This is a genomic window from Pseudescherichia sp. AS216 (assembly GCF_037152055.1).
GTDB lineage: Bacteria > Pseudomonadota > Gammaproteobacteria > Enterobacterales > Enterobacteriaceae > Pseudescherichia.
The window spans coordinates 459,776-485,763 of record NZ_JBBCMV010000002.1 but is presented as its reverse complement, the minus strand read 5'-3'; the positions used below and the strand labels follow the sequence as shown (position 1 = coordinate 485,763).

The 25,988-nt window shown below is 57.6% G+C and carries 27 protein-coding genes, 1 pseudogene and 1 other annotated feature; of the genes and pseudogenes, 22 read left to right on the top strand and 6 right to left on the bottom strand.

The window, feature by feature from the left end; translation table 11 throughout:
• The first annotated feature begins 6 nt into the window (after positions 1 to 6).
• The 12 genes from WFN61_RS07865 (at position 7) to deoD (ending at position 10,998) form a co-directional block, all read left to right on the top strand.
• Positions 7 to 420, top strand: coding sequence for a DNA polymerase III subunit psi (locus WFN61_RS07865; protein WP_144816317.1), 414 nt, complete (start codon positions 7 to 9; stop codon positions 418 to 420).
• Positions 389 to 829 carry a ribosomal protein S18-alanine N-acetyltransferase gene (gene rimI, locus WFN61_RS07860; protein WP_222888864.1) on the top strand — a complete coding sequence of 147 codons (441 nt, stop codon included), beginning with the start codon at positions 389 to 391 and terminating at the stop codon, positions 827 to 829. The genes WFN61_RS07865 and rimI overlap by 32 nt, the downstream gene beginning before the upstream one ends.
• A gap of 16 nt (positions 830 to 845) precedes the next feature.
• Entirely contained in the window at positions 846 to 1,523 is a 678-nt protein-coding gene (gene yjjG, locus WFN61_RS07855) for a pyrimidine 5'-nucleotidase (protein WP_144816312.1), read from the top strand.
• 91 nt (positions 1,524 to 1,614) lie between these two features.
• On the top strand, positions 1,615 to 3,204 hold the full coding sequence (gene prfC / locus WFN61_RS07850) for a peptide chain release factor 3 (protein WP_257758526.1): 1,590 nt from the start codon (positions 1,615 to 1,617) through the stop codon (positions 3,202 to 3,204).
• 345 nt (positions 3,205 to 3,549) lie between these two features.
• Positions 3,550 to 4,170, top strand: a complete 621-nt coding sequence (gene osmY, locus WFN61_RS07845; protein ID WP_042388246.1) for a molecular chaperone OsmY — start codon at positions 3,550 to 3,552, stop codon at positions 4,168 to 4,170.
• A gap of 129 nt (positions 4,171 to 4,299) precedes the next feature.
• The gene (locus WFN61_RS07840; RefSeq protein WP_002437547.1) at positions 4,300 to 4,461 is read left to right on the top strand and encodes a DUF1328 domain-containing protein; all 162 of its coding nucleotides are present in this window, start codon (positions 4,300 to 4,302) and stop codon (positions 4,459 to 4,461) included.
• Positions 4,462 to 4,577: 116 nt separating this feature from the next.
• Positions 4,578 to 5,651, top strand: a complete 1,074-nt coding sequence (locus tag WFN61_RS07835) for a patatin-like phospholipase family protein (RefSeq protein WP_337038467.1) — start codon at positions 4,578 to 4,580, stop codon at positions 5,649 to 5,651.
• Positions 5,648 to 6,421 carry a TatD family hydrolase gene (locus tag WFN61_RS07830; protein WP_312174703.1) on the top strand — a complete coding sequence of 258 codons (774 nt, stop codon included), beginning with the start codon at positions 5,648 to 5,650 and terminating at the stop codon, positions 6,419 to 6,421. Before WFN61_RS07835 ends, WFN61_RS07830 begins: the two co-directional genes overlap by 4 nt.
• Positions 6,422 to 6,706: 285 nt before the next feature.
• Positions 6,707 to 7,486: a deoxyribose-phosphate aldolase gene (gene deoC / locus WFN61_RS07825; RefSeq protein ID WP_154058596.1), complete on the top strand. Its 780-nt coding sequence runs from the start codon at positions 6,707 to 6,709 to the stop codon at positions 7,484 to 7,486.
• 93 nt (positions 7,487 to 7,579) lie between these two features.
• A complete protein-coding gene (deoA, locus tag WFN61_RS07820) occupies positions 7,580 to 8,902 on the top strand; it encodes a thymidine phosphorylase (RefSeq protein WP_337038466.1) in 1,323 nt (440 codons plus the stop codon).
• A 50-nt stretch (positions 8,903 to 8,952) separates the two neighbouring features.
• On the top strand, positions 8,953 to 10,176 hold the full coding sequence (gene deoB, locus WFN61_RS07815; RefSeq protein WP_144816297.1) for a phosphopentomutase: 1,224 nt from the start codon (positions 8,953 to 8,955) through the stop codon (positions 10,174 to 10,176).
• A 102-nt stretch (positions 10,177 to 10,278) separates the two neighbouring features.
• Positions 10,279 to 10,998 (top strand): purine-nucleoside phosphorylase, encoded by a 720-nt coding sequence (gene deoD, locus WFN61_RS07810; protein WP_144816295.1) that lies wholly within the window; start codon positions 10,279 to 10,281, stop codon positions 10,996 to 10,998.
• Positions 10,999 to 11,081: 83 nt separating this feature from the next.
• Here the strand turns inward: deoD and lplA are convergent, their stop codons facing one another.
• Entirely contained in the window at positions 11,082 to 12,098 is a 1,017-nt protein-coding gene (gene lplA / locus WFN61_RS07805; RefSeq protein ID WP_222888859.1) for a lipoate--protein ligase LplA, read from the bottom strand.
• A gap of 65 nt (positions 12,099 to 12,163) precedes the next feature.
• On the bottom strand, positions 12,164 to 12,811 hold the full coding sequence (locus WFN61_RS07800; RefSeq protein ID WP_144816291.1) for a YtjB family periplasmic protein: 648 nt from the start codon (positions 12,809 to 12,811) through the stop codon (positions 12,164 to 12,166).
• A gap of 119 nt (positions 12,812 to 12,930) precedes the next feature.
• On the opposite strand from WFN61_RS07800, the gene serB reads away from it, so the two are divergent.
• From serB to nadR, 3 genes are read left to right on the top strand one after another with little or no spacing between them, the layout of a single operon-like run.
• Positions 12,931 to 13,902, top strand: a complete 972-nt coding sequence (gene serB / locus WFN61_RS07795; RefSeq protein ID WP_337038464.1) for a phosphoserine phosphatase — start codon at positions 12,931 to 12,933, stop codon at positions 13,900 to 13,902.
• A gap of 10 nt (positions 13,903 to 13,912) precedes the next feature.
• Positions 13,913 to 15,295 (top strand): DNA repair protein RadA, encoded by a 1,383-nt coding sequence (gene radA, locus WFN61_RS07790; RefSeq protein ID WP_144816286.1) that lies wholly within the window; start codon positions 13,913 to 13,915, stop codon positions 15,293 to 15,295.
• Positions 15,296 to 15,330: 35 nt separating this feature from the next.
• Positions 15,331 to 16,563: a multifunctional transcriptional regulator/nicotinamide-nucleotide adenylyltransferase/ribosylnicotinamide kinase NadR gene (gene nadR / locus WFN61_RS07785; RefSeq protein WP_238081573.1), complete on the top strand. Its 1,233-nt coding sequence runs from the start codon at positions 15,331 to 15,333 to the stop codon at positions 16,561 to 16,563.
• A gap of 31 nt (positions 16,564 to 16,594) precedes the next feature.
• Here nadR and ettA read toward each other — a convergent pair whose 3' ends face one another.
• Positions 16,595 to 18,262, bottom strand: coding sequence for an energy-dependent translational throttle protein EttA (gene ettA / locus WFN61_RS07780; protein WP_144816281.1), 1,668 nt, complete (start codon positions 18,260 to 18,262; stop codon positions 16,595 to 16,597).
• 159 nt (positions 18,263 to 18,421) lie between these two features.
• On the opposite strand from ettA, the gene sltY reads away from it, so the two are divergent.
• Both sltY and trpR read left to right on the top strand, forming a co-directional pair.
• The gene (gene sltY, locus WFN61_RS07775) at positions 18,422 to 20,404 is read left to right on the top strand and encodes a murein transglycosylase (protein ID WP_436880871.1); all 1,983 of its coding nucleotides are present in this window, start codon (positions 18,422 to 18,424) and stop codon (positions 20,402 to 20,404) included.
• Positions 20,405 to 20,457: 53 nt separating this feature from the next.
• Positions 20,458 to 20,781 carry a trp operon repressor gene (gene trpR, locus WFN61_RS07770; RefSeq protein ID WP_312235090.1) on the top strand — a complete coding sequence of 108 codons (324 nt, stop codon included), beginning with the start codon at positions 20,458 to 20,460 and terminating at the stop codon, positions 20,779 to 20,781.
• Here the strand turns inward: trpR and yjjX are convergent.
• Positions 20,778 to 21,293, bottom strand: coding sequence for an inosine/xanthosine triphosphatase (gene yjjX, locus WFN61_RS07765; RefSeq protein ID WP_312235091.1), 516 nt, complete (start codon positions 21,291 to 21,293; stop codon positions 20,778 to 20,780). The two genes, trpR and yjjX, sit on opposite strands and share 4 nt — an antisense overlap.
• A gap of 52 nt (positions 21,294 to 21,345) precedes the next feature.
• Between yjjX and gpmB the strand changes: the two genes are divergently transcribed.
• Positions 21,346 to 21,993 carry a 2,3-diphosphoglycerate-dependent phosphoglycerate mutase GpmB gene (gpmB, locus tag WFN61_RS07760; RefSeq protein ID WP_144816272.1) on the top strand — a complete coding sequence of 216 codons (648 nt, stop codon included), beginning with the start codon at positions 21,346 to 21,348 and terminating at the stop codon, positions 21,991 to 21,993.
• On the opposite strand, the gene robA is transcribed toward gpmB, so the two are convergent.
• On the bottom strand, positions 21,990 to 22,859 hold the full coding sequence (robA, locus tag WFN61_RS07755) for an MDR efflux pump AcrAB transcriptional activator RobA (RefSeq protein WP_144816269.1): 870 nt from the start codon (positions 22,857 to 22,859) through the stop codon (positions 21,990 to 21,992). The two genes, gpmB and robA, sit on opposite strands and share 4 nt — an antisense overlap.
• A 210-nt stretch (positions 22,860 to 23,069) precedes the next feature.
• Between robA and creA the strand changes: the two genes are divergently transcribed.
• Positions 23,070 to 23,540, top strand: coding sequence for a protein CreA (gene creA, locus WFN61_RS07750; RefSeq protein WP_144816267.1), 471 nt, complete (start codon positions 23,070 to 23,072; stop codon positions 23,538 to 23,540).
• 56 nt (positions 23,541 to 23,596) lie between these two features.
• On the opposite strand, the gene arcA is transcribed toward creA, so the two are convergent.
• Positions 23,597 to 24,313, bottom strand: coding sequence for a two-component system response regulator ArcA (gene arcA / locus WFN61_RS07745; protein ID WP_144816265.1), 717 nt, complete (start codon positions 24,311 to 24,313; stop codon positions 23,597 to 23,599).
• A gap of 95 nt (positions 24,314 to 24,408) precedes the next feature.
• On the opposite strand from arcA, the pseudogene yjjY reads away from it, so the two are divergent.
• From yjjY to thrL, 3 genes and pseudogenes are all read left to right on the top strand, one after another.
• Positions 24,409 to 24,552, top strand: a pseudogene (gene yjjY, locus WFN61_RS07740) (protein YjjY).
• Between the two features lie 399 nt (positions 24,553 to 24,951).
• Entirely contained in the window at positions 24,952 to 25,638 is a 687-nt protein-coding gene (locus WFN61_RS07735; protein WP_144816263.1) for a tRNA/rRNA methyltransferase, read from the top strand.
• A 211-nt stretch (positions 25,639 to 25,849) separates the two neighbouring features.
• Positions 25,850 to 25,915, top strand: a complete 66-nt coding sequence (gene thrL / locus WFN61_RS07730) for a thr operon leader peptide (protein WP_257758653.1) — start codon at positions 25,850 to 25,852, stop codon at positions 25,913 to 25,915.
• Positions 25,851 to 25,971, top strand: a sequence feature (Thr leader region). (Overlaps the previous gene by 65 nt.)
• Positions 25,972 to 25,988: the final 17 nt, after the last annotated feature.

Genomic DNA, 25,988 nt, shown 5'->3' with positions numbered 1-25,988 from the left:
CCCGCTATGATTTCCCGACGCGACTGGCAGCTACAGCAGCTGGGCATTACCCAGTGGTCTTTGCGCCTGCCTACGGCGTTGCAGGGCGAAGTCGCTGTGTCACTGCCCGCGCATATCCGTCTGGTGATGGTGGCAAACACGCTTCCGGCGCTCAGCGAGCCGCTGGTGGGTGATATTCTGCGGGCGCTGACGATAACCCCGGATCAGGTGCTGCAGCTGACGCCCGACCGCGTGGCGATGCTGCCCCCGGAGAGCCGCTGTAACAGCTGGCTGCTGGGTACTCACGAGGCGCTGACGCTGGAAGGCGCCCGCGTCCACTCTCCCGCGCTCGATGAACTGCGGGCAAACCCGGCGGCACGAGCCGACCTATGGCGACAAATCTGCGAGTATGAACACGATTTCTTCCCTCAGCACGGCTGACCTCACGCACGCTTTTGCCATTGAGCAACGCGCCCATGCTTTTCCGTGGAGCGAAAAGACCTTCGCCAGTAATCAGGGTGAACGTTACCTGAACCTGGGCCTGACGGTTGACGAGACGCTGGCGGCGTTTGCCATTACCCAGGTCGTTCTTGACGAAGCCACGCTGTTTAATATCGCGGTCGATCCCGCGTTTCAGCGCCGGGGGCTGGGGCGTGCGCTGCTTGAGCATCTTATTAGCGAGCTGGAGAAGCGTGACGTACTGACGCTGTGGCTGGAGGTGCGGGCCTCAAACAGCGCGGCTATTGCCCTCTATGAAAGCCTGGGCTTTAACGAGGCGACAATTCGCCGCAACTACTATCCAACCGCTGACGGGCGCGAAGACGCCGTAATTATGGCTTTGCCGCTTTAATCAAAAAGGTAATGTAATGAACTGGGACTGGATCTTCTTTGACGCCGACGAAACGCTGTTTACCTTCGACTCATTCAGCGGACTACAGCGGATGTTTCTCGACTACAGCGTGACCTTTACCGCTGAAGATTTTCAGGACTACCAGGCCGTCAATAAGCCGCTGTGGGTGGATTACCAGAACGGCGCTATCACCTCTTTGCAGCTTCAGCATCAGCGTTTCCAGAGCTGGGCAGACCGCCTCAGCGTGCTGCCAGGCGATCTTAACAGCGCCTTTATTAACGCGATGGCCGAAATTTGCGCCCCGCTGCCGGGAGCGGTCTCGCTGCTGAACGCCCTGCAGGGCAAGTGCAAGATGGGCATTATTACCAACGGCTTTACCGCGCTACAGCAAATTCGCCTCGAGCGCACCGGCCTGCGCGACCATTTTGACCTGATTGTCATCTCCGAGCAGGTTGGCGTGGCGAAGCCGCACCCGCGCATCTTTGACTACGCCCTGGAGCAGGCGGGCAATCCCGCGCGTTCCCGCGTGCTGATGGTGGGCGATACCGCCGAGTCCGATATTCTGGGTGGCATGAATGCCGGATTAGCCACCTGCTGGCTCAATGCGCACAACCGCACGCTGCCGGAGGGGATCAACCCGACCTGGACCGTGACCTCGCTGAGCGAACTGGAGCAACTCCTGTGTAAACATTGATTGCCTGCCTCCCATTGCTGGGTAAAATAGCCGCATTTTCCTGTTTCATGATGCGCGGCCTGGTGCCGCGTTTATATAAGAAGATTTGATTATGACGTTGTCTCCTTATCTGCAAGAGGTGGCCAAGCGCCGTACTTTTGCCATTATCTCTCACCCGGACGCCGGTAAAACCACCATCACTGAAAAGGTGCTGCTGTTCGGACAGGCGATCCAGACCGCCGGTACGGTAAAAGGCCGTGGTTCGAGCCAGCACGCAAAATCCGACTGGATGGAGATGGAAAAGCAGCGTGGTATCTCCATTACCACCTCCGTGATGCAGTTCCCGTATCACGACTGCCTGGTGAACCTGCTGGACACCCCGGGGCACGAAGACTTCTCTGAAGATACCTACCGTACCCTGACGGCGGTGGACTGCTGCCTGATGGTTATCGACGCCGCGAAAGGGGTTGAGGATCGTACCCGCAAGCTGATGGAAGTGACCCGTCTGCGCGATACGCCGATCCTGACCTTTATGAACAAGCTCGACCGCGACATCCGCGACCCGATGGAAGTGATGGACGAGGTAGAGAGCGAGCTGAAGATTGCCTGCGCACCGATTACCTGGCCGATTGGCTGCGGCAAGCTGTTTAAAGGCGTTTACCATCTCTATAAAGATGAAACCTACCTTTACCAGACCGGTAAAGGGCACACCATCCAGGAGGTCCGTATTGTTAAGGGCCTGGATAACCCGGATCTCGACGTTGCGGTAGGTGAAGAGCTGGCCGCACAGCTGCGTGATGAGCTGGAGCTGGTGAAGGGCGCGTCTCACGAGTTCGACAAAGAGCTCTTCCTCGCCGGTGAAATTACCCCGGTGTTCTTTGGTACCGCGCTGGGTAACTTCGGCGTTGACCACATGCTGGACGGTCTGGTCGAGTGGGCACCCACGCCGATGCCGCGTAAAACCGATACCCGCGAAGTGGAAGCTAAAGAGGAGAAGTTCTCTGGCTTCGTCTTTAAAATTCAGGCCAACATGGATCCGAAACACCGTGACCGCGTGGCGTTCCTGCGCGTCGTTTCCGGGAAATATGAAAAGGGCATGAAGCTGCGCCAGGTGCGTATCGGTAAGGATGTGGTGATTTCCGACGCGCTGACCTTTATGGCGGGCGACCGTTCGCACGTTGAAGAGGCGTATCCGGGAGATATCATCGGCCTGCACAACCACGGTACGATCCAGATCGGCGACACCTTCACCCAGGGCGAAATGATGAAGTTCACCGGTATCCCGAACTTTGCCCCTGAGCTGTTCCGCCGCATCCGCCTGCGCGATCCGCTGAAGCAGAAGCAGCTGCTCAAAGGGCTGGTTCAGCTCTCGGAAGAGGGCGCAGTGCAGGTGTTCCGTCCGATTGCCAATAACGATCTGATCGTTGGCGCGGTTGGGGTGCTGCAGTTCGACGTGGTAGTTGCGCGCCTGAAGAGCGAATACAACGTGGAAGCGATCTACGAATCGGTTAACGTGGCGACCGCCCGCTGGGTAGAGTGCAGCGACGTGAAGAAATTCGAAGAGTTCAAACGTAAAAACGAGGTCCAGCTGGCGCTGGACGGCGGGGATAACCTGACCTACATCGCGCCGACCATGGTCAACCTGAACCTGACGCAGGAGCGTTACCCTGACGTTCAGTTCCGTAAAACGCGCGAACACTAATCTCCTCTCTTCTCCAGAGCACGGCAGCCGCCGTGCTCTGTCACTTTCCCTGTCTTATTAGTCCCTTGCGGAATGTTCTTAAATAGCCCGCTTTTTGCTTTTATCGCCTGTTTTTTATCTTCTCTCCCAAGCGCTTTTTAAATTGTTGGCTATATTTAACAAAGTGATTACCAGACGTGTGGATGAATGCACTGTTCAATGCGTGAATAAAAGCGTTTCATCCCACACTCTTTTTTAGTCACATGATTAATCGCTGTACGACAGGGTGTTACTCACCTTAGCAGCAAAGTGGCCTTGATGGCTGCTCAAAGCCCAAAACGTGGGCAAACTGAAAGGAATAGATCGATGACTATGACAAGACTGAAGATTTCTAAAACCCTGCTGGCTGTTGTATTAGGTTCTGTTGTTGCAAGCGGTTCTGCCATGGCAGAAACCAGCGCAACTGACAAAGCGCAATCTTCGGCGCACAGCGCAGGTGAAAAAATCGATAGCTCTATGAATAAAGTCGGTAACTTCATGGACGACAGCGCGATCACCGCCAAAGTTAAAGCAGCTCTGGTCGATCACGACAGCATTAAGAGCACCGACATCTCCGTCAAGACTGACAAAGCTGTTGTCACCCTGAGCGGTTTCGTTGAGAGCCAGGCGCAGGCTGAAGAAGCGGTAAAAGTTACTAAACAGGTTGAGGGCGTCAAGTCCGTTAGCGATAAGCTGCACGTACGCGATGGCAAAGACTCTTCTGTGAAGGGCTATGCAGGTGATACTGCGACCACCAGCGAAATTAAAGCTAAGCTGTTAGCTGATGACATCGTTCCGGCACGTAAAGTGAAAGTTGAAACCACCGATGGTGTGGTCCAGCTGTCCGGTACGGTTGATTCCCAGGCACAAATCGAACGTGCGGAGAGCATCTCCAAAGCGGTCGATGGTGTGAAAAGTGTGAAAAACGATCTTAAAGTTAACAAGTAATCTCAGAATGCGATCCCCCGCGTTGTAACGGGGGACGTGAGCATCACACCGAGTAAGTATCGCCGGTGAGTAGCCTGAGCGCTCACTAACAGCGGTAAAGTTAACTATGGTAAAGGAAAGGAGAATCTTATGTTTCGTTGGGGCATTATATTTCTGGTTATCGCGTTAATCGCCGCTGCTCTGGGCTTTGGTGGCCTGGCCGGTACGGCAGCAGGTGCAGCAAAAATTGTTTTTGTTGTCGGGATCATTCTGTTCCTGGTCAGCCTGTTCATGGGACGTCGGCGTCCATAGCGAGCCGTGAATTCCCGCTAATCGTAAAGCCAGTCCTTGTGACTGGCTTTCACGGTTTTAGAACGCAGGAAATTAGGATAAGCTATTAATAATTAAAACAATGAAAGGAAGGCAGGGTGGGGCAGCGAATTCCCGTTACGCTCGGCAATATAGCGCCGCTGGCGTTGAGATCCTTTCGCCCGGGACGGCTCGCCTTAGTGTGTGAAGGCGGCGGTCAACGAGGCATTTTTACTGCCGGCGTGCTGGACGAATTCATGCGCGCGAAATTCAATCCCTTTGAACTCTTCTTCGGCACCTCTGCCGGAGCACAAAATATCTCGGCCTACCTCTGTAATCAGCCCGGTTACGCGCGCAAGGTCATCATGCGCTACACCACTTCCCGTGAATTCTTCAATCCGGTGCGCTTTGTGCGCGGCGGCAACCTGATCGATCTCGACTGGCTGGTGGAGTCTACGGCCAGAGATATGCCGCTGGCGATGGATACCGCTGCCCGCCTGTTTGACGTCGGCAAGATGTTCTATATGTGCGCCTGCCGCGGCGATGACTACACCCCAGGCTACTTCTCGCCGACCAGTCAAACCTGGATGGATCTGATCCGCGCCACCAGCGCTATCCCCGGCTTTTACCGCAGCGGCGTGATGCTGGACGGAATTAACTATCTCGACGGCGGTATCAGCGACGCTATTCCGGTGCAGGAGGCAGCAAAGCGGGGGGCGAAAACCATCGTGGTGATCCGCACCGTGCCGTCGCAGATGTACTACACACCGCAGTGGTTCAAGCGCATGGAGCGCTGGCTGGGCGAGGGCAGCTTGCAGCCTTTCGTGAACCTGGTTCACCACCATGAGAACAGCTATCATGCGATCCAGCAGTTTATTGAGAAGCCCCCCGGCAAGCTGCGGATCTTTGAGATCTATCCGCCGCGCCTGCTAAAGAGCATGGCCCTCGGCAGTCGCCTGCCCGCGCTGCGTGATGATTACAAGATGGGGCGGCTGTGCGGTCGTTACTTCCTCGCCACCGTTGGCAAGCTGCTGGTAGACGAGCCGCCGCTGCTGCGCCATGCGCCAAGAATTATTACCCCGGCGACGGTAGTGGTGCCGCCTGCGGTAGTGGCAAACGATGCGCTGACCACTACGCTGGTCGACGCGCCGCAGGCCAACGATACGACCTTTAGCAACGAGAATTCGGCATGACGCAACGCTTTATCGATACCCACTGTCACTTTGACTTTCCGCCCTTTACCGGCGAGGAGGCGCAGAGCCTGGCTCAGGCCAGAGCAGCGGGCGTTGAGGCGATTATCGTGCCCGCCACCGAAGCGGCAAATTTTTCCCGCGTGCTGGCGCTGGCAGAGCGATTTGACGCCGTCTATGCCGCGCTGGGACTCCATCCGATCGTGATAGAAAACCATACGCCAGCCTGCATTGACAGACTGGCCGAGCAGCTGGCCGCCCGGCCTACCCGGCTGGTGGCGATAGGCGAGATTGGGCTGGATCTCTATCGGCAAGATCCGCAGTTTGATAAGCAGGAGCAGATCCTTGATGCGCAGCTGCGGCTGGCAAAGCAGTACGATCTGCCGGTGATCCTTCACTCCCGACGCACCCATGACAAGCTGGCGATGCACCTCAAGCGTCATAGCTTGCCGCGTACCGGCGTCGTACACGGCTTTGCGGGTAGCCTGCAACAGGCCCAGCGCTTTGTTGAGATGGGCTACCGAATTGGCGTCGGGGGCACGATCACCTATCCGCGGGCGAGTAAAACCCGCGACGTTATCGCTCGCCTGCCGCTCTCCTCTCTACTGCTGGAGACCGATGCGCCGGATATGCCGCTCAACGGTTTCCAGGGGCACCCCAACCGCCCCGAGCAGGCCGCCCGCGTCTTTAGCACACTCTGTGAGCTGCGTCCGGAATCCCCTGACGAGATAGCTGCTACGCTTCTTGATAATACGCATCAAGCGTTTATGTGAAAATTTTATCATTTCTCTCCCGCCTGGAGCGATATTACGCCGATATGTCGCGTTTAACGGCGCTGTTATGTTAGAATTCTAACATGCCAGCCGTTCCGGATATTGCCGCAATGAACGGCTTAAACAGTGACGTATCTCACATTGATATTGTGCAACCTTGCATGAAGTTTTCATTAAATGTGATGTGCATCGAAGTGTCGTGGCGGGAGGATGTTAGAATAGTAACAGACCCGCCCGGTTAAACAATGAACCGGCAAACGCCGTCTTCAGCTTCTGGAGAGTGTTATGACTGATTTAACTGCAAGCAGCCTGCGCGCATTGCAACTGATGGATTTGACCACCCTGAACGATGATGACACCGATGCGAAAGTCATCGCCCTGTGCCATCAGGCGAAAACCCCGGTAGGTAACACCGCCGCCATCTGCATCTACCCGCGTTTTATTCCGATTGCGCGTAAGACGCTGAAAGAGCAGGGTACGCCGGAGATCCGCATTGCCACGGTGACGAACTTCCCGCACGGCAATGACGATGTTGAGATCGCCCTGGCAGAGACGCGCGCGGCCATTGCCTACGGCGCGGACGAAGTGGACGTAGTGTTCCCGTATCGGGCGCTGATCGCCGGCAACGAGCAGATCGGTTTCGATCTGGTTCAGGCCTGTAAAGCCGCCTGTGCAGAAGCCAACGTGCTGCTGAAGGTTATTATCGAAACCGGCGAGCTGAAAGAGGAGGCCCTGATCCGTAAAGCTTCCGAAATCGCTATCAAAGCAGGCGCGGACTTTATTAAAACCTCCACCGGTAAGGTGCCGGTAAACGCTACCCCGGAGAGCGCGCGCATTATGCTGGAAACCATTCGCGACCTGGGCGTAGAGAAAACCGTGGGCTTTAAACCGGCGGGCGGCGTGCGTACGGCGGAAGACGCCGCGCAGTTCCTGGCCATTGCCGACCAGCTGTTCGGCGCAGAGTGGGCTGACTCACGCCACTACCGCTTTGGCGCGTCCAGCCTGCTGGCGAGCCTGCTGAAGGCCCTCGGCCACGGCGACGGCAAAAGCGCAAGCAGCTATTAATCAATACCGTTGGGTCTCCTCGTAGGCCCGATAAGCGGAGCGCCATCGGGCATATGCTGATGGCCTCCGCGCCAGCTCATCAAGGGGGTTACCTTGTTTCTCGCTCAAGAAATCATTCGAAAAAAACGCGATGGCCACGCCCTCAGCGACGAAGAGATCCGCTTTTTTATCAACGGCATTCGTGATAACACCATTTCAGAAGGTCAGATCGCCGCGCTGGCGATGACCATCTTTTTCCATGACATGACAATGCCGGAGCGCGTCTCTCTGACCATGGCGATGCGCGACTCGGGTACGGTGCTGGACTGGAAAAGCCTCAGCCTGAACGGCCCGATTGTCGATAAGCACTCTACCGGCGGCGTGGGCGATGTAACCTCCCTGATGCTCGGCCCGATGGTGGCAGCCTGTGGCGGCTACGTGCCAATGATCTCCGGACGCGGTCTGGGACACACCGGCGGCACCCTCGACAAGCTGGAAGCCATCCCCGGCTTTGACATCTTCCCAAGCGATAGCCGCTTCCGGGAGATTATTAAGGACGTCGGCGTCGCGATTATCGGCCAGACCAGCTCCCTTGCCCCGGCGGACAAGCGCTTTTACGCCACCCGCGATATTACCGCCACGGTTGACTCTATTCCGCTGATCACCGCCTCTATTCTGGCGAAAAAGCTGGCGGAAGGGCTGGATGCGCTGGTAATGGATGTGAAAGTGGGCAGTGGGGCGTTTATGCCGACCTATGAACTGTCTGAAGCACTGGCCGAAGCCATCGTTGGCGTTGCCAACGGCGCAGGCGTACGTACTACGGCTCTGCTGACCGATATGAACCAGGTCCTGGCCTCCAGCGCCGGTAACGCGGTGGAAGTGCGCGAGGCGGTGCAGTTCCTGACCGGTGAATACCGCAACCCGCGCCTGCTCGACGTCACCATGGCGCTGTGCGTGGAGATGCTGATCTCCGGCAAGCTTGCCCGCGACGACGCCGATGCCCGCCAGCAGCTGCAGGCGGTGCTGGACAACGGCAAAGCGGCAGAGATCTTTGGCCGGATGGTGGCTGCGCAAAAAGGCCCCGCTGACTTCGTAGAAAACTACGCAAAATACCTGCCGACGGCGACCCTCAGCAAGGCGGTCTACGCCGATACCGAAGGGTTTGTCTCGGCGATGGATACCCGTGCGCTGGGCATGGCGGTGGTGTCGATGGGCGGCGGTCGTCGCCAGGCTTCTGACAGCATCGACTATAGCGTCGGCTTTACCGATATGGCGCGTCTGGGAGATAGCATTGACGGCCAGCGACCGCTGGCGGTGATCCACGCCAAAGACGAGGCCAGCTGGCAGGAAGCGGCGAAAGCCGTGAAGTCCGCCGTCACGTTAGACGATCAAGCTCCCGAAACCACGCCAACCGTCTATCGTCGTATTACTGAATAGCTGTATACTGATCTGATCGACTTAATTTGAAGCACTAGTACGGAGAAAATATGAAACGTGCATTTATTATGGTGCTGGACTCTTTCGGCATCGGCGCTACCGAAGATGCGGACCGTTTTGGTGATGCAGGCTCTGATACGCTCGGCCATATTGCCGAAGCCTGTGCCAAAGGCGAAGCTAACACCGGCCGTCAGGGCCCGCTGAACCTGCCTAATTTAACCCGTCTGGGCCTGGCGAAGGCGCATGAAGGCTCAACCGGCACTATTCCTGCGGGGATGGACGGTAACGCAGAGATCGCTGGCGCTTACGCCTGGGCGCATGAGCTCTCTTCCGGGAAAGATACGCCGTCGGGCCACTGGGAGATTGCCGGCGTGCCGGTTCTCTTTGACTGGGGCTACTTTTCCGACACCGAGAACAGCTTCCCACAGGAGCTGCTCGACAAGCTGGTAGAGCGCGCCGGGCTGCCGGGCTATCTGGGCAACTGCCACTCCTCCGGGACGGTGATTCTGGATCAGCTCGGTGAAGAGCATATGAAAACCGGCAAGCCGATTTTCTACACCTCTGCGGACTCGGTGTTCCAGATCGCCTGCCATGAAGAGACCTATGGCCTGGATAAACTCTACGAGCTGTGCGAAATTGCCCGTGAAGAGCTGACCGAAGGCGGCTACAACATCGGCCGCGTGATTGCGCGTCCGTTTGTTGGCGACAAAGCAGGTCACTTCCAGCGTACCGGTAACCGTCACGATCTGGCGGTAGAGCCGCCGGCTCCGACCGTTCTGCAGAAGCTGGTAGAAGAGAAAGATGGCCAGGTGGTATCGGTAGGCAAAATCGCCGATATCTATGCCCACGTCGGTATCACTAAAAAAGTGAAAGCTACCGGCCTGGACGCGCTGTTTGACGCCACCGTGAAAGAGATGAAGGAAGCAGGGGATAACACCATCGTGTTTACCAACTTCGTTGACTTCGACTCCTCCTGGGGGCATCGCCGGGATGTATCAGGCTACGCGGGCGGCCTTGAGCTGTTCGACCGTCGCCTGCCGGAGCTGTTAGCGCTGGTGGAAGAGGGAGACATCATTATCTTCACCGCCGACCACGGCTGCGACCCGACCTGGACCGGTACGGACCACACCCGCGAGCATATCCCGGTGCTGATCTACGGCCCGAACGTCAAGCCTGGCTCGCTGGGCCACCGTGACACCTTCGCGGATATCGGCCAGACGCTGGCATCGTATTTCGGTACGTCGCCAATGGAATATGGCAAAAATATGCTGTAATGCTTTTGCCCGGCGGCGCTGCGCTTGCCGGGCGTACGTATCTTGTAGGCCGGATAAGGCGTAGCCGCCATCCGGTGCAAAAATGTAAAAAAAGGAATGAAAATGGCTACCCCACACATTAACGCCGAGATGGGCGATTTTGCTGACGTTGTGCTGATGCCGGGCGATCCGCTGCGTGCCAAACATATCGCGGAAACCTTCTTTGAAGACGTGCGCGAAGTAAACAACGTGCGCGGGATGCTGGGCTACACCGGCACCTACAAAGGCCGTAAAATCTCGGTGATGGGTCACGGGATGGGTATTCCGTCCTGCTCTATCTATACCAAAGAGCTGATCACCGATTTTGGCGTGAAAAAGATCATCCGCGTAGGCTCCTGCGGCGCGGTACGCGCTGACGTTAAGCTGCGTGACGTGGTGATCGGCATGGGTGCCTGCACCGACTCTAAGGTGAACCGTCTGCGCTTTAAGGATCATGACTTTGCGGCGATTGCCGACTTTGACATGGTGCGCAACGCGGTAGACGCGGCTAAAGCGCTGGGCGTTGACGCCCGCGTCGGCAACATCTTCTCTGCCGATCTCTTCTATACGCCGGATCCGACCATGTTCGACGTCATGGAAAAATATGGCATTCTCGGCGTGGAGATGGAAGCGGCAGGGATCTACGGCGTAGCGGCAGAGTTCGGTGCGAAAGCGCTGACTATCTGCACCGTCTCCGACCATATTCGTACTCACGAGCAGACTACCGCTGCCGAACGTCAGACGACCTTCAACGATATGATTAAGATCGCGCTGGAGTCCGTACTGCTGGGCGACAAAGAGTAAGTTTGTTCTCGCCCGGCGCGCTGTGCTGGACGGGCCTGCGAAACCTGTAGGCCCGGTAAGCGTAGCGCCACCGGGCGTTTCCGTTATCTGACCGCGTTACCCATCCATTCCGCTAGCTCCCGCAGCTCTCTCTCCTGCTCGGGAAAATCCCCTATTAGCGCATCGCATGCCTGCTGCAGCCTGGCCGCACGATAAGGGCAGCCCTGCAGGCTCGCCGCCAGCGCTTCCAGCGGTGCCGGGTTCAAGCTATCGGTAAAGATCTGCGCGCGCGTGATATGTCCTCGCTCGACGTCGAAATGCAGCTCAACCCCACCCCAGGTGAAGCGCTCATCCAGCAGATGGCTAAACGAGGGGGCCTGACCAAAGTTCCACTCCCAGCTGCTCTGGCGGGCAAAGGTGTCGGCAAAGTTCGGCAGATCCGGCGTCTTGTCCGGAGAGATAATCTCCGCAGCGACACGTTCGCCGTAGTGGGCAAAAAAGGCCTCAGTGACCGCGGCGCAGATCGCCTCATGGGTGATACCCGGCAGCAGATCGACCAGGTTCGCCACCCGCCCGCGCACCGAGGTAATGCCCTTGGCCTGGAGCTTTTTCTTATCAGGGTTAAGGTAGTTCGCCAGCCGGCTCAGATCGGCATTAAGCAGCAGCGTTCCGTGGTGGAAGCCACGATCCGGGGTCTCGCGATAGGCCGAACCGGAGACTTTGCGATCGCCCTCCGCCGTTTTGACCACCAGATCGTTACGTCCTGAGGCTTCCGCCGCTACGCCCAGGGCGTTGAGGGCGTTGAGCACAATGTGGGTAGAGATGGTTTTGTCATACTCCGGCTTCCCCGCCATAAAGGTAAAGCAGGTATTGCCAAGATCGTGAAACACCGCGCCGCCGCCGCTGCTGCGCCGGGCGAGGCGGACGTTATCCTCCTCCATGCGCCGGGTATTGCACTCTTTCCACGGGTTTTGCGCCCGGCCAATCACCACCGTATCGGCGTTGCGCCACAGAAAGAGCACGCGCTGGGTAGCGGGCATCTGACGGAAGATAGACTCCTCTACCGCCAGGTTAAACCAGGGATCGTACGAATCAGAGATAAGCAGACGTAATGTGGACATGGCAGCTTTCCTTTTCTTTATTTGTCCCCATATTAACGACAAAGCGGCGCGTATGCATACCCGGCCTACGGCTCGCGTTTCTCGCTCTCTTCCTCTTCCGGTACCGACCGGCTGGCGGTGAGCAGGAAGGGTGACTGCTGCCAGCGGGTTCGCTTGCCCTGCAGCAGCGTACGGGTCAGCACCACGCCAATCGCCAGCGACAGGAGCAGCATCAGGCGGAGGATATTTGTGGTATTATCGACCTGTTTTGCTTCGGTCGGTAGGGTATGGGTGTCGAGGGTCAGACGCAGGTAGCCGAGCGGGCCATTTTTCCCCTGTATGGGTTCAACAATCTGCTGGTTGAAGTAGCCGCCGGCTTTTTTTCCGTCCAGCGCCAAACGGTCGCGGACGTCGACGCTCTCTCCTGAACGTGCAATCAGATCGCCCTGCTCATCGTAGACGCCTGCGTCAAGAATGCGGCTCCCTTCGGTGAGCTGGCGCAGCAGCGCGCTAATCGGCTTCTCGTCCGGCGTTTCGCTGCGCATCAGCGGCGTGAGGTTCAGGGTCACCTGGTGCGCCAGGGTACGGGCCAGCTCTTCAAACTGCGGGTTACGCGCCCGCTGATGGCTCTGGCTAAACCACGATGCCCCCTGCATCAGCGCCACCAGCAGGGCGAGACAGATGAGCACAATTACAGCGCGATGCAGCCGGAATCTCAGTTTTGCGCGGGCCATATTCTTACCTGATGAAAATTTGAGGTTAGCATGTTGCCAGAAGCGATGATTACAGGGTAGCCTCATGCGTTATTTTTACCCGGATGCGTTTGGCCGCACGTGTTTTTACAGGAGCTTTAATGTCTAACAGTTTAACCTGGCGCGACCTGCCCGAAGCCGTTTCTCAGTGGCCTGGGCTGCCGCTCTCTTTAAGCGGCGACGAGGTGATGCCGCTCGATTATCACGCGGGTCGCAGCGGCTGGCTGCTCTATGGCCGCAGCCTGGATAAACAGCGGCTGACGGCGTATCAGCGCTCCCTTGGCGCGGCGATGGTGATCGTCGCGGCCTGGTGCGTCGAGGATTACCAGGTGATCCGCCTGGCCGGATCGCTGACGCCGCGGGCGACGCGTCTGGCGCACGAGGCCGGTCTGGACGTTGCGCCGCTGGGTAAGATCCCACACCTGCGCACGCCGGGCCTGCTGGTGATGGACATGGACTCCACCGCGATCCAGATCGAGTGCATCGATGAGATCGCCAAACTGGCGGGCACCGGTGAGAGGGTCGCCGAGGTGACCGAGCGGGCGATGCGCGGCGAGCTGGACTTTACCGCCAGCCTGCGCAGCCGCGTCGGCACTCTCCGGGGGGCCGATGCCAGCATCCTGCACCAGGTACGCGACGGCCTGCCGCTGATGCCGGGCCTGACCCAGCTGGTGCTGAAGCTGGAGACCCTGGGCTGGAAGGTGGCTATCGCCTCTGGCGGCTTTACCTTCTTTGCCGACTACCTGCGCGACAGGCTGCACCTGACCGCTGCCGTGGCGAACGAGCTGGAGATTGTCGATGGCAAGCTGACCGGCCACGTGGTGGGTGACATTGTGGATGCGCAGTACAAGGCGGCCACGCTGCTGCGCCTGGCGCAGGAGTACGATATCCCGCTGGCGCAAACCGTCGCGATCGGCGACGGGGCTAACGATCTGCCGATGATCAAAACGGCAGGGCTGGGGATCGCCTATCACGCGAAACCCAAAGTGAATGAGAAGACGGAAGTCACTATCCGTCACGCTGACCTGATGGGCGTTTTCTGTATCCTGTCGGGCAGCCTGAACCAGAACTAACGAGGTAAACGTGGCGAAAGCTCCAAAACGCGCATTTGTCTGTAATGAGTGCGGTGCGGATTATCCGCGCTGGCAGGGGCAGTGCAGCGCCTGTCAGGCATGGAACACCATCACCGAGGTGCGCGTTGCGGCGTCTCCGACGGTTGCGCGCAACGAACGACTGAGCGGCTATGCCGGTAACGCAGGCGTGTCGAAGGTGCAGAAGCTGTCAGAGATTAGCCTGGAAGAGCTGCCGCGCTTCTCCACCGGCTTTAAAGAGTTTGACCGCGTGCTGGGCGGCGGCGTCGTGCCGGGCAGCGCGATCCTGATCGGCGGTAACCCTGGGGCAGGCAAGTCGACGCTGCTGCTGCAAACCCTGTGCAAGCTCTCCGAAAACATGAAGACGCTGTACGTCACCGGGGAGGAGTCACTCCAGCAGGTGGCGATGCGCGCCCATCGGCTGGGGCTGCCGACCGCTAACCTGAACATGCTCTCTGAAACCAGCATCGAGCAGATCTGCATGATTGCTGACGAAGAGCTGCCGAAGCTGATGGTCATCGACTCGATCCAGGTGATGCACATGGCGGATATCCAGTCGTCGCCGGGCAGCGTGGCCCAGGTGCGTGAGACGGCGGCCTACCTGACGCGCTTCGCCAAGACGCGCGGCGTCGCCATCGTGATGGTGGGTCACGTTACCAAAGATGGCTCGCTGGCGGGGCCGAAGGTGCTGGAGCACTGTATCGACTGTTCGGTGCTGCTGGACGGCGACGCCGACTCGCGCTTCCGTACCCTGCGCAGCCACAAAAACCGCTTCGGTGCGGTGAACGAGCTGGGCGTCTTTGCCATGACCGAGCAGGGCCTGCGCGAGGTCAGCAACCCGTCGGCCATCTTCCTCAGCCGGGGCGACGAAGTCACCTCTGGCAGCTCGGTAATGGTAGTCTGGGAGGGCACCCGTCCGCTGCTGGTGGAGATCCAGGCCCTGGTGGATCAGTCGATGATGGCCAACCCGCGCCGCGTGGCGGTGGGTCTGGAGCAGAACCGGCTGGCGATCCTGCTGGCGGTGCTGCATCGCCACGGCGGGCTGCAAATGTCAGATCAGGATGTGTTTGTGAACGTCGTCGGCGGGGTGAAGGTCACCGAGACCAGCGCCGACCTGGCGCTGCTGCTGGCGATGGTCTCCAGCCTGCGCGACCGCCCGCTGCCGGACGATCTGGTGGTGTTTGGCGAAGTAGGGCTGGCCGGGGAGATCCGTCCGGTGCCGAGCGGCCAGGAGCGTATCGCCGAGGCGGCGAAGCACGGCTTCAAACGGGCTATCGTCCCTGCCGCCAACGTACCAAAAAAACCACCGGCCGGGATGCAGGTGTTTGGCGTGAAAAAATTGGCCGATGCGCTAAGCGTCTTTGACGACTTATAATTACCACTACGATTTTGCAGGAGGCACCGTAATTTATGTCGTCATTTGACTATCTGAAAACCGCCATCCGCCAGAAGGGCTGCACATTACAGCAGGTGGCGGAGGCGAGCGGCATGACCAAGGGCTACCTAAGCCAGCTGCTCAACGCCAAGATCAAAAGCCCCAGCGCACAGAAGCTGGAGGCGCTGCACCGCTTCCTCGGACTGGCGTTTCCCCGGCAGCAGAAAAATATCGGCGTGGTGTTTGGCAAGTTTTACCCGCTGCACACCGGCCATATCTATCTGCTGCAGCGTGCCTGCAGCCAGGTAGATGAGCTGCATGTCATCATGGGCTATGATGAGACCCGCGACCGGGCGCTGTTTGAGGAGAGCGCCATGTCCCAGCAGCCCACGGTGTCCGACCGCCTGCGCTGGCTGCTACAGACCTTCAAATATCAAAAGAATATCCGCATCCACGCCTTTAACGAAGAGGGGATGGAGCCCTACCCGCACGGCTGGGACGTGTGGAGTAAAGGAATCAAAGCCTTTATGGATGAGAAGGGGATCCAGCCCAACTGGATCTACACCTCCGAAGAGGCGGATGCCCAGCAGTATGAGAAACATCTCGACATCGAGACGGTGCTGATCGATCCCAAACGTACCTTTATGAATATCAGCGGCGGGCAGATCCGCGCTAACCCGTTCCGCTACTGGGAGTACATTCCCACCGAGGTGAAGCCGTTCTTTGTACGCACGGTGGCCATTCTCGGCGGCGAGTCGAGCGGCAAGTCGACGCTGGTGAATAAGCTCGCCAACATCTTCAATACCACCAGCGCATGGGAGTACGGGCGCGACTACGTCTTCTCCCACCTTGGCGGTGATGAGATGGCCCTCCAGTACTCCGACTACGACAAGATCGCCCTCGGCCAGGCCCAGTACATCGACTTTGCGGTGAAGTACGCCAATAAGGTGGCCTTTATCGATACCGATTTCGTGACCACTCAGGCGTTCTGCAAAAAGTATGAGGGGCGCGAGCACCCGTTCGTGCAGGCGCTGATCGACGAGTACCGCTTCGATCTGGTGATCCTGCTGGAGAACAATACCCCGTGGGTCGCCGACGGCCTGCGCAGTCTCGGCAGCTCGGTGGATCGCAAAACCTTCCAGAGCATGCTGGTCTCAATGCTTAACGACAATGGGATCGACTTTATCCACGTCGAAGAGTCAGACTACGACGGGCGTTTTCTGCGCTGCGTGGAGCTGGTGAAAGAGATGATGGGCGAGCAGGGATAAAAAAACGGCCTTCCGAGGAAGGCCGCTATCATTACTTGGCGATACGTTTGTACTTGATACGCTTCGGCTCCAGCGCATCTGCGCCGAGAGTGCGTTTCTTGTACTCTTCGTACTCGGTGAAGTTACCTTCGAAAAACTCCACTTTACCTTCGTCCTGGTAGTCCAGAATGTGGGTAGCGATACGGTCGAGGAACCAACGGTCGTGCGAGATCACCATCGCACAGCCCGGGAACTCCAGCATGGCGTTTTCCAGCGCGCGCAGGGTTTCGATATCCAGGTCGTTGGTCGGTTCATCGAGCAGCAGCACGTTACCGCCAACCTGCAGCAGCTTGGCCAGGTGCAGACGGCCACGCTCACCGCCGGACAGTTCGCCTACGCGTTTGCCCTGATCGACACCTTTGAAGTTAAAGCGGCCCACGTAGGCGCGGCTTGGCATCTCGGTGTTGCCGATCTTCATGATATCCAGCCCGCCGGACACTTCTTCCCACACGGTTTTGCTGTTATCCATGGCGTCACGGAACTGATCCACGGAGGCCAGCTTAACGGTTTCACCCAGGGTGATGGTGCCGCTGTCAGGCTGTTCCTGACCGGACATCATGCGGAACAGGGTAGATTTACCCGCGCCGTTCGGGCCGATGATGCCAACGATAGCCCCTTTCGGTACCGAGAAGCTCAGATCGTCGATCAGCACGCGGTCGCCGTAGGATTTACGCAGGTTGCTCACCTCAACGACTTTATCCCCCAGACGTGCGCCAGGCGGAATAAACAGTTCGTTGGTTTCGTTACGTTTCTGGTATTCGGTGTTGTTCAGCTCCTCAAAGCGGGCCAGACGGGCTTTGCCCTTGGACTGACGGCCTTTGGCACCCTGACGCACCCACTCCAGCTCTTTCTCAATGGATTTACGGCGGGCCGCTTCCTGAGAGGCTTCCTGGGCCAGACGCTGATCTTTCTGCTCCAGCCAGGAGGAGTAGTTACCCTCCCACGGAATGCCTTCACCACGGTCAAGCTCAAGGATCCAACCGGCAACGTTATCGAGGAAGTAACGGTCGTGGGTAATGGCCACCACGGTGCCTTCGAAGTCGTGCAGGAAGCGTTCCAGCCAGGCTACGGACTCGGCGTCCAGGTGGTTGGTCGGTTCGTCGAGCAGCAGCATGTCTGGTTTTTCCAGCAGCAGGCGGCACAGCGCCACGCGGCGGCGTTCACCCCCGGAGAGCTTCTCAACTTTTGCATCCCAATCCGGCAGACGCAGGGCATCAGCGGCGCGCTCCAGCTGCACGTTCAGGTTGTGGCCGTCGTGGGCCTGGATGATCTCTTCAAACTTGCCCTGCTGGGCCGCGAGCTTATCGAAGTCAGCGTCCGGCTCTGCGTACTTAGCGTATACCTCGTCGAGGCCTTTCAGGGCGTTAACCACCTCGGCCACGGCTTCTTCAATGGATTCGCGCACGGTGTGCTCTGGGTTCAGCTTCGGCTCCTGCGGCAGGTAGCCGATTTTCAGACCGGGCTGCGGGCGGGCTTCACCTTCGATGTCGGTATCGATGCCGGCCATAATGCGCAGCAGGGTGGACTTACCCGCACCGTTGAGACCGAGGACGCCAATTTTTGCGCCCGGAAAGAAGCTCAGCGAGATATTTTTCAGAATATGACGTTTCGGCGGAACCACTTTGCCGACACGATGCATGGTATAAACGAATTGAGCCACGTTGGACTTCGCCTCTTTTATCGTAATGTGAATGGTACTCAAGTGCGGAGTGTAGCGGTTTTTGGGGTGCAATCCCAGCCAGCTGCGTCACGAGTGTTAAATCAGGCCAAAAGTAAAAAAGTGTTCAGCGCGTGGCGAATTAGCTTATGCCTGGTTAGCATGAAGAGGTTATGCGCCAACAAATTTATTTCTAAGGAGAAAGTGCCTGTGAATGCTAAACCTGTCGCCTGGCGACTGCTGGTCGTCGGCTGCTGCATGCTGACGGTAAGCGGCCTGGCACGCGCTGACTCACTGGATGAGCAGCGAAACCGCTATGCACAAATCAAGCAGGCGTGGGACAACAAGCAGATGGACGTCGTGGCGCAGCTGATGCCCGAGCTCAAGGACTATCCTCTCTATCCTTATCTGGAGTACCGTCAGATCAACAGCGATCTGATGAACCAGCCGGCCGTTGCGGTGAGCAACTTTGTGCAGGCCAATCCGACGCTGCCCTCCGCCCGCAACCTGAAGTCGCGCTTTGTTAACGAGCTGGCGCGCCGGGAGGACTGGCGCGGCCTGCTGGCGTTTAGCCCGGACAAGCCCGCGACCACCGAAGCGCAGTGCAACTACTACTACGCCAAATGGAACACCGCCCAGCCGGACGCGGCGTGGGAGGGGGCAAAGACGCTCTGGCTGACCGGAAAGAGCCAGCCTGACGCCTGCGATCGGCTGTTTGGCGCGTGGCGCGCCTCCGGCACGCAGGATCCGCTGGCCTTCCTCGAACGCATCCGGCTGGCGATGAAAGCGGGCAATACCCGCCTCGTTCTCCTGCTGGCGAACCAGATGCCCAGCGAATACCAGACCATCTCCAGCGCCATTATCGATCTGGCAAACGATCCCAACAGCGTGTTGACCTTCGCGCGCACCACCGGCGCGACCGACTTTACCCGGCAGATGGTCCAGGAGGCGTTTGAGAGCGTTGCCCGTCAGGATGTCGAAAACGCGCGCCTGATGATCCCATCGCTGGCCTCGGCGCAGCAGCTCAACGAGGAGCAGACCCAGGCGCTGCGGGATATCGTTGTCTGGCGGCTGATGGGCAACGACATCACCGAGGAGCAGGCGCGCTGGCGCGACGATGCCATTATGCGCTCCCAGTCAACGGCGCTGGTAGAGCGCCGGGTACGACTGGCGTTAGGTACAGGCGATCGCCAGGGGCTCAATACCTGGCTGGCCCGCCTGCCCATGGAGGCTAAAGAGAAAGAGGAGTGGCGCTACTGGCAGGCCGATCTACTGCTGGAGCGCGGCCGGGAGGAGGAAGCCAATACCATCCTGCACGATCTGATGCAGAAGCGCGGCTTCTATCCTATGGTTGCCGCGCAGCGCCTTGGTGAAGAGTATCAGCTAAAGATCGACAAGGCGTCAGGCGAGCCGGATCCGCAGCTGGTGCAGAGTCCAGAGATGGCGCGGGTACGCGAGCTCATGTTCTGGGGCCTCGATAACACCGCACGCAGCGAGTGGGCCAACCTGGTCACCGGCCGCACGCCGCAGGAGCAGGCCCAGCTGGCGCGCTACGCCTACGATCGCCAGTGGTGGGATCTGGGCGTGCAGGCGACCATCGCTGGCAAGCTGTGGGATCAGCTGCAGGAGCGCTTCCCGCTGGCCTGGCGCGATCTCTTTGAGCGTTATACCAGCGGTAAGGATATTCCCCAGAGCTATGCGATGGCGATTGCTCGCCAGGAGAGCGCCTGGAATCCGAAGGCGCGCTCACCGGTTGGCGCCAGCGGTCTGATGCAGGTGATGCCGGGCACGGCAACGCATACGGTGCAGATGTTCAATATTGCGGGCTACAGCGATCCTGCCCAACTGCTGGATCCGCAAACCAATATTGATATCGGCACCAGCTACCTGCAATACGTCTATAACCAGTTTGGTAATAACCGCATCTTTGCATCGGCGGCCTATAACGCCGGGCCTGGACGGGTGCGGACCTGGCTTGGCAACAGCGCCGGACGCATTGACGCAGTAGCGTTTGTGGAGAGCATTCCCTTCTCAGAGACGCGGGGCTATGTGAAAAACGTGCTGGCCTATGATGCCTATTACCGCTACTTCCTGGGTGGGAAACCGACTCTGCTAACCGCCACGGAGTGGGGCCGCCGTTACTGATCCGGCGGTTTGTGTTATGCTGTTGTACTCGTCAACGAGTATGGCAGCCTAACATGACCCAGCAATCCCCTTATTCAGCAGAAGTAGCCGAACAGCGTCATCAGGAGTGGTTGCGCTTCGTCGAACTGCTTCAGCACGCCTATGACCAGGATCTGCACCTGCCGCTGCTTAATCTGATGCTGACCCCCGACGAGCGCGAAGCGCTGGGCACGCGGGTACGCATTATTGAGGAGCTTCTGCGCGGTGAAATGAGCCAGCGGGAGCTTAAAAACGAGCTGGGCACCGGCATCGCGACGATTACCCGTGGCTCTAACAGCCTGAAAGCCGCCCCGCCAGAGCTGCGTCTGTGGCTGGAGAAGGTGCTGCTGAAGGGCTAGCGGTACGCCGCATGGTGAAACGGGCTCAGGGCCAGGATCACCGCCTGATGGTAAACGCTGCTCCGCGTCAGCACGCCGTGGGTGAAGACACCTATCGCCCCCTCTTTACGTCCAATCTCATCAATACCGGTGACCTCTGACATCACCGGCCCGAGCGCCTCTCCGGCACGCACGCGGCTCAGTATGGCCGCCGGCAGTGGCAGGGTGGCGGAACGCGCTTCGCCGCGCTGCTTCCGGCTCTCTATCACCACCCAGCTAAAGGTGCTGTCCTCATCTATTCCTGCTTCAATGGCCACCCAGAAGTCGGCGTCGGGCCGCGCCTGACGGGCGTTCTCCACGCGGTTACGTGCGCCAGTCCGCGTTTCTGTGCTGCCAAGCGGCTGTTCTGGTACGCCGCTCTCGACGGCCACGGACTCGATATGGCAGGATCCTTCGCCGAAAATCTCGCTAAACGCGTGCAGAATCGCCTTAATTTTGGCGGGATTAGTGGTAGCTGAGATAACATGGTGCATAATCTAAACAACTCATATAAAAAATTTCATCGCAGTATAACGGATAAAAAGCATGTTACAGGTATACCTTGTTCGCCACGGTGAAACGCAGTGGAACGCCGAGCGTCGTATTCAGGGTCAGTCAGACAGTCCGCTGACGGCCAAAGGGGAGCAGCAGGCACGCCAGGTGGCCGAACGCGCAAAAGCGCTGGGGATCACCCACGTTATCGCCAGCGATCTGGGGCGCACGCAGCGCACGGCAGAGATCATTGCCGACTACTGCGGGTGTGAGATTTCGCTGGATGCCCGCCTGCGCGAGCTGGATATGGGCGTGCTGGAGCGGCGTCCTATCGAGTCGTTGACCGAGGAAGAGGAGCAGTGGCGTCGTCAACTGGTCAACGGCACCTCCGATGGTCGTATTCCCGACGGGGAGTCGATGCAGGAGCTGAGCGATCGTATGCATGCGGTGCTGGCCACCTGCCTCGACCTGCCGGAAGGGAGCCGCCCGCTGCTGGTTAGTCACGGTATGGCGCTAGGCTGTCTGGTCAGCACTATCCTTGGCCTGCCCGCCTGGGCGGAGCGTCGGCTGCGGCTGCGCAACTGCTCTATCTCGCGCATTGATTATCAGCAGAGCCCGTGGCTAGCCTCAGGATGGGTCGTGGAGACAGCGGGTGACGTTTCGCACCTGGATGCGCCCGCGCTGGACGAGCTACAGCGTTAACGCCGGACAGGGATCAGATATTCGCAGCGAAGATACAGCGGTGGTGTCTGGTTCCTGGCTTCATCACGTGGGAAGAAACGTTCGATATCCAGTCCCCTGCGCCGGGTGAGGTTGAGCATCGGCATACAGGTGCCGTAGACCGTTAAGATAAACTGCTGGAGCCCGGTGCCCGGTCCTTCATAGGTAAACATCACGTACTCGCCGCTCTGCAACAGCAGAGGAAAAGCACCTTGCAGATGGCCGTTTGCCATCTCGGGCGTGACGGCTGTGGTGTAGAGCACCTCCTGCTCGTCATCCTTCTCCAGGCTCGGACGCGGCTCATGCAGACCGTACAGCTCAGCGGGCAGGGCAGGCGAGTTGCCTAAAAACTCACGCCAGAACTGGATCCGCATCTCATGCCGGAAGGCGGAGATCTCTTCCAGCGAGCAGGTATAACTCTGGGTGATCCCCATCAACGGCGTTTCGGGTAGGGTAATAAACTCATGTTTGGGCAGAGAGAACTCACCCAGATGCAGCGGGGGACGAATGCCTGACGCACTCCAGTCAGGAGAGCGGCGATAGTGCGCGGGCGTCAGGCCAAACTGTTTCTTAAACGCACGGGTAAAGGTCTGCTGGGAGTCGAAACGGTACTGCAGGGCAATATCGAGGATCGGGCGGGCGGTCAGACGCAGCGCCACGGCGGCTTTCGACAGTCGCCGCGCGCGGATATAGGATCCAATTGCCCGGCCGGTGACATCCCTGAACATTCTTTGCAGATGCCACTTGGAATAACCTGCCTTGATCGCCACATTATTCAGAGTCAGCGGTTGATCGAGGTGATCCTCCAGCCAGTCAAGTAGATCGCGAATAATCCCAGCCTGATCCATACAGTATCCTCATCCTTAAAACGGTCATACTCAGCAGCGGAGCTGAGCGAATAATATCATTCCCTGCTATTTTAGCATTCAGTGTTTTTTTTGAGTAAGCGTGCGCTTTTAACGAGGAGCAGTGCAAAAAATCTTAACCAATTGAATTGCAAGTATTTAGCTGTACAGGAAAAATAGTAACATAACGTAATATTCAAATATGGTAACAATATGAAATACAAGTGCTTAGCAATACTCTTCGCGCTAGGTCTCGTAGGCCAGGCTGCGCAGGCTGAAGAGATTGGGTCGGTTGATACTGTCTTTAAAGTCTTCGGACCGGATCATAAAATTGTGGTTGAAGCCTTCGACGATCCCGATGTTAAAAACGTGACATGCTATATCAGCCGGGCGAAAACTGGCGGTATCAAGGGCGGATTAGGGCTGGCAGAGGATACCTCCGACGCCGCGATCTCCTGTCAGCAGGTAGGGCCGATTGAGCTGAGTGAGAAGGTGAAGGGCGGGAAAGCGCAGGGAGAGGTGGTGTTCCAGAAACGTACCTCACTGGTCTTCAAGAAGTTGCAGGTGGTACGTTTCTACGACGCGAAGCGCAACACGCTGGCCTACCTTGCCTACTCCGATAAGGTCGTAGAAGGGTCGCCGAAGAACGCGCTAAGCGCCGTGCCGATTATGCCGTGGCATTAATTTGTGACCGTAGGCCGGGCAGACGCAGTGCCGCCCGGCATTACAGTGACTGAGCCTTACTCCTGCAGATCGCCGCAGAAGCGGTAGCCTTCGCCGTGAATAGTGGCGATGATCTCCGGCGTATCCGGCGTCGATTCGAAATGTTTACGAATACGGCGGATAGTCACGTCAACGGTACGATCGTGCGGCTTCAGCTCGCGACCGGTCATCTTCTTCAGCAGATCGGCGCGGGTCTGGATCTTGCCTGGGTTTTCGCAGAAGTGCAGCATGGCGCGAAACTCACTGCGCGGCAGTTTGTACTGCTCGCCGTTCGGGCTAATCAGCGAGCGGCTGTTGATATCCAGCTCCCAGCCGTTGAATTTATAGCTGTCAACGCTGCGGCGCTCTTCGCTCACCGTGCCCAGGTTCATGGTACGGGAGAGGAGGTTGCGCGCGCGAATGGTTAATTCGCGGGGGTTAAACGGTTTGGTGATGTAATCATCCGCGCCAATCTCGAGGCCGAGGATCTTATCGACTTCGTTATCACGGCCTGTGAGGAACATCAGGGCGACGTCTGCCTGTTCGCGCAGTTCACGCGCCAGCAGCAGGCCGTTTTTGCCCGGCAGGTTGATATCCATGATCACCAGGTTGATATCGTTATCAGAAAGAATCTGATGCATTTCAGCGCCATCAGTCGCTTCAAAGACATCGTATCCTTCTGCTTCGAAAATGCTCTTCAGCGTGTTGCGAGTAACTAACTCGTCTTCAACAATAAGAATGTGCGGGGTCTGCATGTTTGCTACCTAAATTGCCAACTAAATCGAAACAGGAAGTACAAAAGTCCCTGACCTGCCTGATGCATGTCGCAAATTAACATGAACGGCGTAACATGACTAAAGTACGTAAATGGCGTTCTTGATGCACTTTCCATCAACGTCAACAACATCATTAGCTTGGTCGTGGGTACATACTCCCTTTGGACCCGACAGTGTCAAAAACGGTTGTCATCCTACCCATTTTAACAGCAACATAACAGGTTAAGACGCACCGGACACCCAATAAAACTACGGTTGGTTGACATATATCAAGTTCAATTGTAGCACGTTAACAGTTTGATGAAATCATCGCATCTTATTACTAGCGTTTATAACATCTTTTCAATAAACAGGTAGTTACAGCCTTTAATTAATAAGTTTGCTGAATCCACCAAGGGATTGTTCTCATCATGTAGATTACCATGCGTTACAGAGGGATAATCCTGTTCTGTTAACATACTGGCAGCTAATTAACCCAGTAAATAGTGTAGTAATTTTTAAGCTTTACCTGACACAAATTCAGTGATTTCTGTTACGTTTTTGTAAATTTGTGATGCGTAATAACTTGATGTTGATTGCCTTTTTAGCCCGTCCTCGGGCACACCAGAGAGTAACCCATGCATGTAGCAATAGTACTCGTTTCACCCGCCAGGCCCGAAAACGTTGGCGCGGCGGCCCGGGCCATGAAGACCATGGGCTTTAGCGATCTGCGTATCGTAGACAGCGAAGCCCACCGGCAGGAGAGCGCGCGCTGGGTGGCCCATGGCTCTGGCGATATTATTGATAACGCACGGTTTTTCCCGACGCTCGCCGATGCCCTGACCGATATCGATTTTACGGTGGCCACTACCGCCCGCAGCCGGGCAAAGTTTCACTACTACGCCACGCCCGCTGAACTGGTGCCGCTAATGCAGGAGAAGAGCCAGTGGATGGACCGCGCCGCGCTGGTGTTTGGCCGGGAGGATTCGGGTTTAACCAATGACGAGCTGGCCCTGGCTGACATTCTCACCGGGGTTCCCATGGTTGCCGATTATCCCTCGCTGAATCTTGGACAGGCCGTGATGGTTTACTGTTACCAGTTAGCATCGTTAATGCAACAGCGCAGCGAACCGGTAGTGGTCCAGCGTGAAGCGCAGCTCAAGGCGCTGCGTCTGCGGGCACGATCGCTACTGGGGACGCTGGGCGTTGCGGATGACGTCAAATTAGCCGACTGGCTGGAGCAGCGGCTGGGCCTGTTTGAGCAGCGGGACACGGCGATGCTGCACCGTTTGCTGCACGATATCGAAAAAAAACTTGCAGAGTAAAACGCTGTCATCGTTTTTTATTATGGTAAAAGATGCTGATATCGCTTTTTCATCCGGTGAGAGTGCGGAGGAAAGTGCGGTCAGCGCAGCGCGACCTGCGCAGGCGATGAAAAGGGCAAAAAGCAAAAATTCATTGACTCAGGCAGGGATATACTTTAACCGTATAGCTATACAAGACAGACAGATAAATATAACAGAGCACACAACATCCATGAATAGCATCAGCACGCTGACAATTATTACCACCACCATTACCACAGGTAACGGTGCGGGCTGACGCGTACAGGAAACACAGAAAAAAGCCCGCACCTGAACAGTGCGGGCTTTTTTTTCGAGCAAAAATCAAGGGG